Below are 14,437 nucleotides of genomic sequence, written 5' to 3' on the forward strand. Positions count from 1 at the left end.
CGGGCGTTCGTCTTTCAGGAGGTCACGCGGTGGGTGTGCGGGCCTCCAGATCTGCGTAGGCCCGCGCGTAGCGGGTACCGGCCACCAGCAGCAGGACACCGACCACCAGGAAGGCCGCGGCGCGCACCAACCCGTCCAGGGTGGCCAGATCGAACAGGAACAGTTTGGCCAGGGCGGCCGCGGTCACCAGCAGCCCGGCCGCGAGCGCGACCTTGGCCCGCTGCGGGGTCCGGGCCAGGCTGCGCAGACCGTAGAGCAGGGCGGCAGTCGCGGCGGCCATCCAGACCACCGTCGCGATCCCGTGCCCGGCGCGGAAGCCGTCCGGGTTGCCGGTGGCGACACCGAGGGACACCGTCAACGCGGTCACCGCGTACAGCCCGGCGATACCGGCGAACACCGACAGCGTGGTGGCATCGGATTCCCGATCCAGCAGACCGAGTCGGCGCGCGGTCCAACCCGCGACCACCAGCGCCGCGAGCACCAGCAGTGCCGACAGCGCGGTCGAAATGCTCAGGTGCGCCGCGGCTGCCGCGGGATCGGCGAGGGTGTTCGGGTCGGCTTGATAGAAGAAGGCGAGCGCGCCGAGCACCCCGTAGCCCGCACCGACGCCCGCGGCGATCCGCGACCGTTGCTGACCGGCCACCGCCAGGAAGCCCATGGCGACAACACACAGGGCCAACGGCAGGGTCTGCACCCGCGAGACTCCGATGCACGCCTCCAGCAGCGCGAACGCGCCCGCCAGCCCCGACACCACGGCCAGGTGGCCCGGAATCCGCAGGGCAGCAGACAGTTTCGGTATCCACGGCAGCGCCGCGACGAGTAGCAGCACGGTCGCGAACGAGGCCGATACGACCACGCCTCCCGGGCGGTCGAACATGATCGGCGCGGCCAGCATCGGCAGGGTCGCCGCCGCGAAGCTCAGGCTCCCGGCGACATCGCCGGGGCGCTGCCGCCCGGCGAGGACCGCCCCGACCAGCCCCACGACCGCGATGACGATCGCCGCGGCCAGCGACTGGAAACGGTGCGAGGCCGCGGTGGCGTCGCTGCCCATTCCCAGGGCCGAGGCGGTGATCGCGACCAAGGTCGCCAGCACCGCCGGGACCGTGCGCACCACGTGCAGCCACGGCCAGTCGCGGACGGATTGCACTGGGAGAGCGGCGATCTGCAGCACGATCAAGAAGCCGAGCAGCGCCAGCTCGGTGGTCACGATCGGTGCGAGCAGTGCCGCACCCAGCAGCACCAGCACGGCCAGCCCCTGCGCACGCCACTGCACGGCGAGCGCCACCCCACCGGCCGCGATCCCCAATGCGACGACGTATCCGACGACCGGATTCAGCCAGCCGTACATCGTGGTCATCGCGATGACATCCAGGTATCCCCCTGCGATACCGGTGGCCGCCAACGCGATTCCCCCGACCCGTCCGCCCGCCTTGCCGTACACCCGGGTCCCGACAGCCACCAGCGCACCCGAGAACGCCGCCCCGGCAACAACTCTCGGCACCGGCCCGAAGAACCCGGCCTGCGCCGCCAGCACCAGCAACATCACCACGCCGATCAACGTGACCGCCACCCCCGCGACAGCCAGCACCCGGCTGATCACCCCTTCCCGCTGCCACCACGGCGCGCGAACCGGCCGCGCATACGCCCGCCCCCGCTGCGGCGGCATTTGCGGCATGGGCTGATAGGCGGCAGTCATCCACCCCGGACGAGGCGCGCCCGCCGCCGGGGCATGCGGCACCGCGGGAGTCCCGGCCGGCGGCACAGCCTGCCCCGCAGCACTTCCGGGCGGCGGCACCGAACTCCACCCCGCGACCGGACCCGGCCGCGCGCCCGCCATCGGCGGAACTGATGACGACTCGCCGGTGCCGGTCGGCCGAGCTGCGGTGGTCGGGGTCTGTTGCGGAACTCCCTGCCCTGCAACGGGTCCAGCCGTGGGGGTCGGATCGGCTGCCGGGCCTGGGACCGGCGCCGCGGTGGCCGCCGGGTCGGGCCAGGCGATCGCGGGCACGACCGCGCCCGTCACCGGTGGTGCGATGACGGGCGCGGCGGTGTAAGTCGTTGTAGTGCGGGCGTTTTCGGCGATGACCTGGCCGTGCAGGGTTTGGAGGTCGCGGCCGAGGACGTTCATGTGCTCGCTGAGCGAGGTGAATTCAGTCGACAGCCGCGCGATCAGGCGAGGATCGATGGCGAGATTCATGTCCGCCATACTTTCGGGCGGGGCGGGCGGGCACATGAGTAGAAACACGCGCACTACTCATGATTACTACCCGACCGGCCACGGCGGATCCCCGTGGCCTTGTCAGGCGGGGTGGGCGGGGGCCGACGCGCGGGCGATGGTGGCGCGGATCTCGGTGGTGATGAGGTCCGGGGCCTCGAGCATCGGGACGTGGCCCAGGTCGGGGAGCGAGCGGACGTCGAGCGTGGTGGTCGAGGTCAGCGGCCGGTAGACGTGCGGCGGGAGGACGCGGTCGTTGTCGGGCAGGAGGATTGTGGTGGGCAGTTCGAGGTCGGCCAACCGGGTGAAACCCGTTGCGAGGTTGGGGTCTTCGGCCAGGTCATCGGCGATGGCACATTCCGTGATGGCCGCGGCCATGGCCTTGGCCAAGGGATTCGGGACATCGGCGGGCCGATTCGCGAGCAGCGGCAGCAGCAGACTGCGCAGCAGGTTCGGCATGGTCGGCTGCCGGTTCGGGCCCAAGCCGATGAGCGGGCCGAAGGCGCGGAACTTGCGCAGCAGGGAATCCGCGGCGGCCGGGGTGCGCCACAGGCCGGCGGGCGCGATGGCGGTGCACGAGCGAGCGCGGCCGCGGGCGGCGAGCTCCAGCGCGACCCAGCCGCCGAGTGAATTGCCCGCGATATGCGCCGTGTCCCAACCGGATTCGTCGAGCAGTCGCTCGCAGTAGTCGACCAGAGCGGCGACGGTGGCGGGGCGGGCCGCCTCGGGCCCACCCCAGTGGCCGGGGAAGGTGGGCGCGAGCACGGCGTGATCGGTGGTCAGGTCGTCGAGGACGGCACCCCAGGATTCCCAGGTCAGCAGCACCCCGTGCAGCAGGAGCAGCGGTTCGCCGCCGCCGGATCGATGCACTGCCTCCGGAACCTCGACGCCTTCCACCATGTGGCTGACCCTACCGTCCGGAACAGACTGCCGCCGGGCCCGTTTCACGCGCCGTTGAGGAAGCGCTTCCAGTTGGTGCCGAAGGGGTGCTTGGCCTTGATGGAGCTGAAGCGCAGCGTGCCGTGCACGATGATGTGCAGCGGGCCGATGGGCGGGCCTGTGCGGACCTTGGTCTCGGCGCTGGAGGCCATCAGGTCGATGCTGTTCAGGTCGACGGTGGCCTCGGGCGGCAGCAGCAGCTCGATCGAGCCACAGGTGTCGTTCACATGGATCTCGACGACCTGGGTGGTCATCACGGCCTGGGTGAAGTCCAGTTTCACGCTGCCGCAAAGGTTGTTGATCGATATCGAGGGCGGAACCTGCCACGGGCCCTTGCGGTCCACACTGGAAAAGCGGGCGCGAATCACATTGCCCGGCATGGCCGGTGGCATGCGCTGCGCGGTCACGAACCGTGGCTGCGGCGCTACCCAGCCCGGCGCGGCCGGGGCGGGGGCGGGCTGCCCGACCAGCCGGACACCCGGCAGGTCGACGAGCACCGTATTGAGTTCGCCGCGGGTCTTCGCCGCGAGCGCGGTGTCCATGCGCTCGGTGAATTCCCCCAGCGACAGCATGCCCAGACCCACCGCGCGCTGCAGCAGCCGGCCGACATGTTCGCGTTCGACATCAGATACCCGTAGATCCCGGTCGCCGATCACGGCGTTGCCGGTCGCGAGAGCGGAAACCGCTTCAGGACCTCCCATGCCTTCGAGGTTAGCCAGCCGGGCAGCGCCACCGCATCAGGGCAATCCCTGATCCACGCCCCCTATTCGAGGCCCTGCTCGATCGCGTAGCGGGTCAGCTCCACGCGATTGCCGAGCTGCAGTTTGCGCAGCGTGGACTGCACGTGGTTCTCGACGGTGCGGTGACTGAGGCTCAGCCGGGTGGCGATCTGCTTGGCGGACAAGCCCTTCGCCACCATGCGCAGGATCTCGGTCTCGCGGTCGGTGAGGGCCGGGCGGTGTGGTTCGTCGCGGTCTTCCGGGGTGTTGGCGATGCGGCGGAATTCCCCGAGCACCAACCCCGCCAGGCCGGGTGTGAAGACGGCTTGACCCGCCGCGGTGGAATGCACGGCATCCAGCAGTTCGGTGGCGGACGCGCTTTTGACCAGGTAGCCGGTGGCCCCGGCCTTGATGGCGTCGAGGACGTCCGCGCGTTCGGCCGAAGCCGAGAGCACCAGGACCCGGGAGCGCGGCGAGACCCGCAGCACCTCGGCGGTGGCGTCCGCGCCGTTGCCGTCGGGCAGTTGCATGTCCATCAGCACGACGGCCGGCTGGACGGCGGCCGCGCGGGCTCCGGCGGCCCGGACGCCGTCGGCGGTGGCGACCACGTCGAAGCCGGCCTCGGCGAGGTCGCGGGCCACGCCCTCGCGCCAGATCGGGTGGTCGTCGACCACCATCACCGTGATTCGCCGATCCGATTCGCTCATCCGCTCCTCCGTTCTCCTGGTGGCCGCCCTATCGACGCTGCACGGGCACCCGGAACTCCCATTCCGCGCCCGCACCCTCCTCATCGTCGTCCCAGGCCGCCGCCTCGAACAACAGCTGCGCGGTCCCGCCAAGGGCCGCGACCCGGCCGACGATGGAGCGCGAAACCCCCATCCGCCCTTGGTCTTCGGCTTCGGCGAGGCGGCCGGGCGGGATGCCGGGGCCGTCATCGCGCACGCTCACGATCAGTTCGTCGCCGGTATCCTCCAGCAGCACATACGCTTTCGCGCCCGGACCCGCGTGCTGCACCACATTGGCGAGGGCGGCGGCCACGGCGGCGGCCAGTTCGCGGGCCGCCCAATGCCCCAGCGGCACCGGATCGCCCGGGGTGGAGACGAAGACCGAGGGGGTGGCCTGGGCGGTCAGCAGCGGGCGCAGGTCCTCCTCGGCGCCGCCGTCGTCGGCGCGCACGCCCTGTTCGGAGATGAGCACCCGCAGCGCCACCTCCTGCTCACCGGCCCGTTGCGCCAATTCGACTGTCGGACCGCCGATCTCATTGCCGCGGCGCTTGATGTAGCTGAGCACCTGCAGCACCCCGTCGTGCACCTCGCGGGCCAGGCGTTCCCGCTCCTGGGTGGCGGCGGTGAGCCGGACCGCGCGCTGCAACTGCGCGTGCGCGCGGCGGGCGGTATTGGAGGCCAGACCGAGAGCCAGGCCCACCGAGATCAGCACGGGCAGGGTGGCGTCGCGCCAGACGTCGAAATCCCATTGGGCGCGGGCGGTGATGACGGCCGCGGAGACGAGCAGGCCCGAGCAGACGCCGCCCAGCGGACCCCACAGGATGGCGGCGGAGACCACGGCGTTCGCCGCCCAGAGGGTGGTGGGCAGGGTCTGATGATGGTGGTACCAGTCGTAGGAGGCGATGGTCCGGGTGGCGAAGATCAGGGCGATGACCACCACGTGGTCGCCGACCACCACCGCGGTCCGCACCCGCGGGTGATGACGAATCCGCCACTGCGACAACAGCACCGCGGAGATCCCCGACCACACCACCATGATCGCGATGTAGAACCAGCTCAGTCGTTGGTTGCTGTAGTAGGACACCGACGCGATCTGCTGGCCCACCGCGTACAGCAGGGTGACCAGCCGGAAGGCCTGCACCGCCCGCCACAGCGGTGCGGACGCGGCCCAATCCGGATCCGGATCAGTCGCCCGCGTCACCGGTGCCGCCGGGTGACTTCGTGCCGCCGGGTGACTTGGTCGGCCGGTGATCGTCCTCGCCCGTGATCGCCGAGACGGGCAGGATCGCGTCGGGATCGTCCGGGTCGGCATGGAAGATGCCGTCGTGCGGGTCGCCGGTGTGCAACTCCTGGTACGCCTCCTCGGGCGAATCGGCCAGCAGCGAGCGGATGGCGGTATTGAGCACCGCCACCAGCGGCACCGCGAGCAGACCACCGGCCAGGCCGGCCAGCACGATGCCGGCGGCGATGGCCAGCACCACGGCCAGCGGATGGATGCGCACCGCGCGGCCCATCAGCAGCGGTTGCAGCACATGGCCTTCCAGCTGCATGACCGCGATGGTGATGCCCAGCACGATGAGCGCGGTGACCAGGCCCTTGGTCATGAGCGCGATGAAGACCGCCACCGATCCGGCGATGAACGAGCCGATGATCGGGATGAACGCGCCGATGAACACCAGCGAGGCCAGCGGAAGCGCCAGCGGCACACTGAGGATCGCCAGGCCCGAACCGATGCCGATGGCGTCGACCAGCGCCACCAGCACGGTGGCGCGGACGAATCCGGTCAGGGTGCCGAAACCCAGCTTCCCGGCCACCCGCACGCGGTCACGGTGTGCGGTCGGGATGATGCGGGTGACGAACGTCCAGATCTGGTCCCCGCCATAGAGGAAGAAGATCAGGATGAACAGGGTCAGGAAGGCGCCGGTGAAGAATTCGCCGATCACGGTCGCGGTGGTGAGCGCCCCGTTGGTGAGCGCGTCCTTGTTGGACTCGATGGTCTTGACGATGGTGTCGCCCGCATTGCGGATCTGATCGTTGCTCAGGTGCAGCGGCCCGTTGATCAGCCAGTCCTGCACCTGGTGCACGGAGGTGGTGAATTCGCCGGACAGCTGCGGCACACCGGTGACGAACTGTTCGATGACGAAGGTCATGATCCCGGCGAGCAGTCCGAGCGACCCGACCAGCGCCACGAACACGCCGAGCGCGCGGGGCACCCCGAACCGCTGCATCCAATTGACCAGCGGCGCCATCAGCGCGGCCCCGAGCAGTGCGATGGACATCGGAATGGTGACCGTGGACAGCTTGCGCGCCAGGTAGGCGAAGGCCAGTACCGCCGCGAAGATGATCAGCAGCCGCCAGCACCACTCCGCCGTCTGCCGCACGATCGGGTGCACGGCCTCCCCGTCGCGGCGGCGTAGGCCACCGGACTCGCCGGATCTGCTGGACGTCGCCCGCACCTCACTCACGTAGGCGAGCCTACTGGGTGGTATCGGTAATCCGCCGGAACCAGTTCCCCGAATGCGGTGTGAGACGCATCCCCGGACGGGCTGTGCCAAACCACTATCTGCCTGGCACATTTCCGAGACCAATCGCAGCTATCCAGGAGTAAGTAACCGCGTTCACTCATTTCGAGTACTGGTCCTGGGGAAGTGCTGATGCGCACTCGATTTCGCTGTCTCGTCGCGGCCGGGCTCGTTATGGCCGCCACCCTGCTGCTGGTCCCGGGTGCGGGCCGCACCGCGCCGGAAGCGCACACCGGTGTACTCGGTGACGACTTTCTCTGGGGTGTGGCGGAATCCGGGTTTCAATCCGAAGGCCAGTCACCGGACAGCAATTGGAGCCGTTACATCGAGGCCAATCCCGGCTGGGACCGGCTCGGGGATTCCGTCGATTTCCGGGACCGGTTCCGGTCCGATATCGCCTTGGCGAAGAACCTCGGCGTCAAGGTTTTTCGGATCGGGGTGGAATGGGCGCGACTGGAACCGCAACCGGGGGTGTGGGATCCGGCCGCCTTCGCCTATTACGACGACGTGGTGGCGGCGATCGTGGCGGCCGGTATGCGGCCCATGCTGACACTGGATCACTGGGTGTATCCGGGCTGGGAGGCGGATCGGGGCGGCTGGGGCAATCCCGGCATGGTGACGGACTGGCTCACCAATATGCGCAAGGTCGTCGACCATTTCGCGGGACGCGATCCGATCTGGGTGACGATCAACGAGCCGGTCGCCTACATCGTGCACGAGGTGCAGCTGAACGGGACCGACGCCGATCAGATGCTGAATCGGGTGGCGCAGGCGCACAACGCTATCTACGACTACATCCATCAGGTGCAGCCGAACGCGTTGGTGACCAGCAATGTCGGGTACGTCGCGGGGGCGGAGTCGCAGGTCAACGGGCCGCTGATGGCACTGATCGGGGCCAGGCTGGACTTCATCGGCATCGACTACTACTTCGGTGACGGACCGCCCGGCGGCTCGGGCGGCATGTGGGAGCTGCCGGTCCATCCCGAGGGTATCTACTTTGCGCTGCAACACTATTCGCAGATGTTCCCCGGCAAACCGCTGTGGATCGTGGAGAACGGCATGCCCACCGAGAACGGGCAACCACGCGCGGACGGATACACCCGCTCGCAGCATCTGCGCGACACCGTCTACTGGTTGCAGCGGGCGAAGGCCGACGGCATGGACGTGATCGGATACAACTACTGGAGCCTGACCGACAACTACGAATGGGCTTCCTACACACCGCGATTCGGTCTGTACACGGTGAATGTCCGCACCGACCCGGACCTGAATCGCATCCCCACCGACGCGGTCGACACCTACCGGGACATCATCGCGCAGGACGGGGTGGCGGCCGACTACCTGCCGGCCCGCCCGCCCGCCGCCTGCGAGCTGATCGATCCACCAGCCAGCTGCGTCGCCCCGGTCACCGCCCCCTGAGCTGTTCGATCTGGGTTCGACTGAGCTGCTGAGCTTTTCGCAGGTGGCCGAGGATCACTTCCAGCTCGGCGTCGGTGTGCTCGCCGAGCATGGCCCGCCAGCCGACGCCGAGTTCGTCCCAGACCGCGGCGATGTGGGCGAGCCGTTCGGGGACCGGGGCGACCAGGACGCGGCGACGGTCGTGCGTGTCGGGCACGCGGGTGACGTAGCCACCGCGCTCGAGCCGGTCGACCAGGCGGGTGGCGGAGCCGGTCGTCAGCCCCGTCAGGTCGGCGATCTGCTTCACCGTGAGCGCCTCGGGCTCGGCGGTCAGCAGGCTCAGCGCCTGCACATCGGTGGGGTGCAGGCCGAGCCGGTCGGCGAGGGCCTGGTTGAACAGCGTGTATGCCGCCATGTACCGCCGCGATTCGTTCGACACTTCCTCGAACAGCGCGCGCCGACGCTCGGATGTCATCCAGATCACACTCCCAATTAGCTGCGCGGCGCAGCGATTCCGATTAGATTGCTGCGTGGCGCAGTTAATGCGCCACACAGCAGATTCTACAAGGAGAACCCTCGTGCTCACCATCGCGGTCACCGGCGCCACCGGCGCCCAGGGCGGCGCCACCGCCCGCGCCCTGCTCACCCTGGGCCACCAGGTCCGCGCCCTCACCCGCTTCCCGGACTCCCCGGCCGCCGTCGCCCTGCGCGAACTCGGCGCGCAGGTGCACTACGCCGACTTCGACAATCGCGAATCCCTCGATGCCGCACTGTCCGGCGCCGACTCACTGTTCGCGGTCACCACCCCGTTCGACACCGACACCTCCGTCGAGACCCGCCACGGCCGGACCCTCATCGACGCCGCGACCGCCACCCGCATCGGCCACATCGTCTTCACCTCGGTCGCGCACGCCGACCGCAACACCGGTGTCCCGCACTACGACAGCAAGTTCGCCATCGAGCAGTACCTGATGGCCTCGGGCGTGGCGTGGACCGTCATCGGACCCGCCGCCTTCATGAACAACTACACCACCGGCTGGACCCTCGACGGCCTGCGCACCGGCACCTTCTCCTGGCCCATGCCGTCCGACCGGTCCTTCACCCTCATCTGCCCCGAGGACATCGGCGCCTTCGCCGCCCACACCCTCGACCGCCGCGACGAATTCTTCGGCCGCCGCATCGACATCGCCGCCGACGAACTGACCCCGGCGCAGATCGCCGCCGCCCTCACCGAAGCCCTCACCATTCCGATTGCGCACCACCGGGTTCCGCTCGAATACGTCCGCAGCCGCTCGGCAGACCTGGCCGCGATGTTCGACTACTTCACGACGGTGGGCCTCGACGTCGACGTCCCCGGCCTGCGCCGTGACTACCCCGCCGTCGCCTGGACCTCCTTCGCCGACTGGGCCGCCCGCCAGGACTGGCCCGCCCTCCTGCCGGCCGCACCCGCCGCCCACTGACTCCCGCATGCGCCGAGATCCGGCGCCCGTGTAGTTGAATGAGCGCGTGTCCCAGTCGGATTCCGCGGACGATCTCGATCGGATTTCCGCGCCCCCGCCGCGGCTGACACACCGGCTCTTCGGAGTGTCCGGCCTGGGCTCCCGGTGGGCGAGCGCGCTGCGCTTCGCCGCGGCCTTCGCGGTGCCGGCGTCGATCGCGCAAGCCGTGGGGCAGGGCAGTCAGGCGCTGGGAATCATGTTCGGGGCCTTCCTCGCCATGTACGGGGAGAACCGGCCCTATCGGGTCCGCTGGGTCGAACTGTCGGCACTCGGAGCGCTGTTCCTGACCTGGGTGGGGCTGGGCGCGGGGGTCGCGCGCAGTACACAGGAGAGCACCGCCGCATTGCTGGTCATGCTGGTGGTGGTCGCCGCGGTCGCCACCTTTGTCGGACACTCCCTGATGCTTACGCCGCCGATGGGCGCGTTCGCGGTGATGCTCTGCGATGTCGGATTCAGCGGTGTGAAATCGGGTGCGGCACTGGCGACTGTGCTCGGCTGGCCCGCGGCCGGAGTGGCCGGCTCGATGGTCGTCTCCATGTCCGGGTGGTTGTGGCATCCGAACAAGCCGCAGCAAGACGCGGTCGCCGCCGCCATCGCCGCGATCGACCGGTCTCTCGAACGACCGGCCGTGGCCGATCGGCAGGAAGCCACCGCGGCACTCGTCGCGGCCTGGGCCGCCCTGCACGACGCGGGCACCGTCGCGATACCCGAGGATCCACTCGTGACGGCCTTACTCGCCGCCAATCGCCGGTTCGCGGGAGTCGTGAACCCCGATTTCCTCCCCAACGACACCGCGATCCCGCTGTCGCGACCCGGGCCCGGCTACCTCCTCGCCCGGACCTGGTCACCGCACTCGAGGGCGACGATCACCACCGCACGACTCGTCGTCGCGGCGACGCTGGCGGCCGTGCTGTGCACCGCGCTGCCGCTGGACCGGCCCGATTGGGCGATCCTGACGGTCGCGCTCGTCCTCGGTGGTGCGCCCGCACGTGCGGACGGGACCATCCGGGCGCTGCACCGATTGGCGGGCACCGTACTCGGCATCGGCGTGCTCGGCGGCCTGATCCGACTGTCTCCCAGCGGATTCTGGGTCATCGTCGTGCTCACCGTGCTGCTGTTTCTCATCGACTTCCTGGCCGCCGGGAACTACGCGCTCGCCGCCGCGTTCATCACTCCCGCCGCACTGCTGGTCGGCGTGCGCGGTGATCTCACCGGCGACCTCACCCCGCTGCTGCGCGATCGCCTGCTCGAGACTGCGATCGGCGCGGCGCTCGCCATCGCGGCGCTCTGGCTGATCGCTCCGCGCGCGCATCGTCGCGGCATGCTGTGGATGCAGGGTCGCGTCTCTGCCGCCTCGGCGAAACTGCTTGCACTGCTGCGCGATACCCCACCCGACAACCCGCGCGCCATGCGCCTGCGCCGCGATCTGCAATACGAACTCGCCGGCGCCGCGGTCGCCATCACCGTCGCCGCTCGCACCGAGCCGGCCTGGACTCGCACCCATCGGGACGAATACCTGCGTCGTGAACGCCACGGTGTCGCCCTGCTGATCGCCTGCTGGCACACCCCGCCCGGCCACCTGCTCACCGGCATCGACGAGCGAATGCCGGACCTGCCGTGAACACCGGGCGCTAGGCGACCGTGGTGGATGGCGCCGTGCGCAGCACGGTGAGACCGGCGGTGACGGCGGAACCGGCTGCGCTCCAGCTGATTCCGGCGGGTTGAGTGGTGAGGACGACCACCAGGTAGCGCAGGGGCTGGTTGGGAGCGGCCGCCACGAGGCCGGTGGTGTTCATGGTCGTGGAGGCGTTCATCATCATCCACCCCTGTTTGACCGCGGTGGGGACACCGGGAAAGACGGTGGGGATGCCGAAGGACTGGTCGGTGCCGTCGGCGGCGATTCGGGTGCTGTGGAGCAGGCCGTTCAGGATGACCTGGCGGTCCGGTTCCGGGACCGCGGTGGTGAGGTAGTGGTAGATGGCGACGACATCCGCCGGGGTGGTGCGGGTTTCGCCCCATTCCGAGGAGTCCTCCGGCAGTTGGGTACCGGTGAGACCGATCCGGTCGATCATGCGGCTCACGATGTCGGTGCCGCCGCCCGTACACCACAGCTCGTCGGCGATGTCGTCGTCACTGGTCGCGAGCATGCGTTCCAGCCGGGCGGGGTCGGCTGAATTCGCTTGCGGGCCTTGGCCGTGCAGGGCATCGAGCGCGATCAGCAATTTGACCACGGATGCGGTGTAGAACGACTGATCGGCGCCGAGGGCCGCGACCACACTGCCGGTACCGGTGTCGATGACATCGATGCCGACTTCGGTACCGGGAGAGGCGTCCTGGATCGCGGACTGCATCTGCCGGGCCAGTTCCGCGGGTGGCAACGTGGCCGGAACCGCGGGCCACGCGGGACTCGCAGGCGCGGCCGACGCCGCGAGGGGCGCGGCCTGCGCGGCGACGAAGGCGAGCAGGCCCGCCGCGACACTCAGCCGCCACGGCCGAAATGCGCTGGTGGGGCGCGCGATCGCGCCGGCGGTATGGATGCGCATGAGTATTGCTTTCGTGCTTCGAGTCGGGATTTGTGGTGCACGAATTCGCGGCCTGCCGACTACGCAGGTCGCATCGGAATTCGTTGTTTCGCTAGCCCCTCAGATCAGGGCTGCGGCACTGCATGACATTTCCCGTTGTCCGGGAAGTCACCCGACTGAATTGGGCAGTAGCTTGACATCACATGTATTGGAAGTCAATCCGTGTGACCGCCCTTACCGGCGCGCCTACTGCCGATGTGGCTATAGTTTGTGGTGCACCTCGTTAGGTGAGGCTCCTTTTCGAACACAGGCCACTGATCTCACGACGTCGAGAGACGCCCAAGATCAGGACAGATCTTCCCGGCTTAAGGGTTGATCCCAAGTGGCTTCCCGCCGAATTTCCGGTCGGGATACGTCGTTCAGTGCCGAAGCTCAACGTGTGGGGTTGCGCGCGGCACATGGGCTTTCGCGCAAACACTCCTTCGTGCGTTCACTGAGACCTGTCCAGTCCCTAGGTAGGTGTACGAATGAAGAACCTGATGACCTGCGTTCCGGTGGCCGGAGGCGGCACCGAGCGGACCCCGGTGGAGAATCTGCTGCTCACCCGCGGTGTCCTGCTGGCGAACAATATCCGTTTCCTGCTGATCAGGACCGCGGACGGCACCCCTGCGCTCGCGCTGGGCGAGCAGTTCCGGGGACTGGTGGCGCCGCTGCTGCGCGTCGACGGCGGCCCGGGCGCCATCACGATCGAGTACTGGGATTTCGGCCCCGAGGAAGTGCGTTGTCCACGCCCGAATGCCTTGACCCGCACCAGTTTTCCCGCCGCCGACCTGGAACTGTCCACGATCCGGCGGTTCGGCTGCGACTGGGTGTCGCCCGAGGGGATGTTCGAGCCGCACGCCGGCGATATCGGATTCCCCATCGACCTCGTGTTCTCCTGGGTCGACGGCAATGACCCGGCGCTGGCCGCGCGACGCACCGCGGCCGCGGTCGGCGTCGCTTTCGGCGAGGGCGACGCCGCACCGGCGCGCACCCGACAGATCGATGAGCTGCGCTTCGCGCTGCGATCCGTGCACGAATACGCGCCGTGGGTGCGCCGCATCTTCATCGCCACCGATTCGACGCCGCCGCGCTGGCTCGCCGACGATCCGAAGGTGACGATTGTTCGTGCGGCAGAACACTTTTCGGATCCGAGCAGCCTGCCGACCTTCAACTCGCACGCGATCGAGTCACAGCTGCAACACATTCCGGGGTTGAGCGAGCACTTCATCTACGCCAACGACGACATGTTCTTCGGGCGTCCCGTGTCGCCGGAGATGTTCTTCACCTCCGGTGGCATCAGCCGCTTCGTCGAATCCGATCTGCGCATCGGCACCGGGCCGAACACCGAGCAGCGCAGCGGATTCGAGAACGGGGCTCGCGTGAACCGGAAACTGCTGCAGGATCGATTCGGGCAGGTGATCACCCGCCACCTCGAACACGCGCCGACCCCGCTGCGCCGCAGCGTGCTGCTGGAGATGGAGCGGGAGTTCCCCGCGGATTTCGCCCGGACACAGGCCAGCCCGTTCCGCTCCAGCACCGATATCTCGGTGACGAACTCGCTCTTCCACTACTACGCCCTGCTGACCGGTCGCGCGGTACGGCACGAAACCGCGTGGGTGCGCTACGTCGACACCACGACCTTCGACGGGCTCGATCAGCTCGGCATCCTGTCGGTGCGCCGCGACGCGGACTTCTTCTGCCTCAACGACAGCAGCTTCCCCGAGGTGGAGGAATCCCACCGCACGTCGCGGGTGCGGTGCTTCCTGGAGCACTACTTCCCCCGCCCCGCACCCTGGGAGCGCACCGCCGCCGAGCTGATCGACACGGCGGCGGAGTCCGGCACCTTCGCCGCGTAG

General features: G+C 69.0%; 12 protein-coding genes and 1 riboswitch. Of the genes, 4 read left to right on the forward strand and 8 right to left on the reverse strand.

All coding sequences use genetic code 11. The features are described 5' to 3' along the window. Nucleotides 1-22 precede the first annotated feature (22 nt). The 6 genes from ACFXHA_RS19895 to ACFXHA_RS19920 all read right to left on the reverse strand — a co-directional run bounded on the left by ACFXHA_RS19895 (nt 23) and on the right by ACFXHA_RS19920 (nt 7,063). Nucleotides 23-2,197, reverse strand: coding sequence for a DUF2339 domain-containing protein (locus tag ACFXHA_RS19895; RefSeq protein WP_379358731.1), 2,175 nt, complete (start codon nt 2,195-2,197; stop codon nt 23-25). Between the two features lie 102 nt (nt 2,198-2,299). Then, a complete protein-coding gene (locus ACFXHA_RS19900; RefSeq protein WP_379358733.1) occupies nt 2,300-3,115 on the reverse strand; it encodes an alpha/beta fold hydrolase in 816 nt (271 codons plus the stop codon). Nucleotides 3,116-3,159: 44 nt separating this feature from the next. After that, nucleotides 3,160-3,807, reverse strand: coding sequence for a DUF1707 domain-containing protein (locus ACFXHA_RS19905; RefSeq protein WP_379359593.1), 648 nt, complete (start codon nt 3,805-3,807; stop codon nt 3,160-3,162). 110 nt (nt 3,808-3,917) lie between these two features. After that, nucleotides 3,918-4,580 carry a response regulator gene (locus ACFXHA_RS19910; RefSeq protein ID WP_379358735.1) on the reverse strand — a complete coding sequence of 221 codons (663 nt, stop codon included), beginning with the start codon at nt 4,578-4,580 and terminating at the stop codon, nt 3,918-3,920. Nucleotides 4,581-4,608: 28 nt separating this feature from the next. After that, nucleotides 4,609-5,850 carry a MacS family sensor histidine kinase gene (gene macS / locus ACFXHA_RS19915; protein WP_379359595.1) on the reverse strand — a complete coding sequence of 414 codons (1,242 nt, stop codon included), beginning with the start codon at nt 5,848-5,850 and terminating at the stop codon, nt 4,609-4,611. Next, nucleotides 5,783-7,063 (reverse strand): AI-2E family transporter, encoded by a 1,281-nt coding sequence (locus tag ACFXHA_RS19920; protein WP_379358737.1) that lies wholly within the window; start codon nt 7,061-7,063, stop codon nt 5,783-5,785. The genes macS and ACFXHA_RS19920 overlap by 68 nt, the downstream gene beginning before the upstream one ends. 189 nt (nt 7,064-7,252) lie before the next feature. Between ACFXHA_RS19920 and ACFXHA_RS19925 the strand changes: the two genes are divergently transcribed. Then, nucleotides 7,253-8,539, forward strand: a complete 1,287-nt coding sequence (locus tag ACFXHA_RS19925; RefSeq protein ID WP_379358739.1) for a family 1 glycosylhydrolase — start codon at nt 7,253-7,255, stop codon at nt 8,537-8,539. Here ACFXHA_RS19925 and ACFXHA_RS19930 read toward each other — a convergent pair. Next, entirely contained in the window at nt 8,526-8,993 is a 468-nt protein-coding gene (locus ACFXHA_RS19930) for a MarR family winged helix-turn-helix transcriptional regulator (RefSeq protein ID WP_379358741.1), read from the reverse strand. The genes ACFXHA_RS19925 and ACFXHA_RS19930 overlap by 14 nt on opposite strands. A gap of 103 nt (nt 8,994-9,096) precedes the next feature. Between ACFXHA_RS19930 and ACFXHA_RS19935 the strand changes: the two genes are divergently transcribed. Next, on the forward strand, nt 9,097-9,978 hold the full coding sequence (locus ACFXHA_RS19935; RefSeq protein ID WP_379358743.1) for an NmrA/HSCARG family protein: 882 nt from the start codon (nt 9,097-9,099) through the stop codon (nt 9,976-9,978). 46 nt (nt 9,979-10,024) lie between these two features. Further along, nucleotides 10,025-11,638, forward strand: a complete 1,614-nt coding sequence (locus ACFXHA_RS19940) for an FUSC family protein (RefSeq protein WP_379358745.1) — start codon at nt 10,025-10,027, stop codon at nt 11,636-11,638. 10 nt (nt 11,639-11,648) lie between these two features. Here the strand turns inward: ACFXHA_RS19940 and ACFXHA_RS19945 are convergent, their stop codons facing one another. Further along, nucleotides 11,649-12,560, reverse strand: a complete 912-nt coding sequence (locus tag ACFXHA_RS19945) for a hypothetical protein (RefSeq protein ID WP_379358747.1) — start codon at nt 12,558-12,560, stop codon at nt 11,649-11,651. A gap of 251 nt (nt 12,561-12,811) precedes the next feature. Beyond that, nucleotides 12,812-12,990: riboswitch (M-box (ykoK) riboswitch) on the forward strand. A 76-nt stretch (nt 12,991-13,066) separates the two neighbouring features. Between ACFXHA_RS19945 and ACFXHA_RS19950 the strand changes: the two genes are divergently transcribed. Continuing rightward, nucleotides 13,067-14,437, forward strand: coding sequence for a stealth conserved region 3 domain-containing protein (locus tag ACFXHA_RS19950; protein ID WP_379358749.1), 1,371 nt, complete (start codon nt 13,067-13,069; stop codon nt 14,435-14,437).

The organism is Nocardia sp. NPDC059240 (genome assembly GCF_042753865.1).
In the GTDB taxonomy this organism is placed as follows: domain Bacteria; phylum Actinomycetota; class Actinomycetes; order Mycobacteriales; family Mycobacteriaceae; genus Nocardia.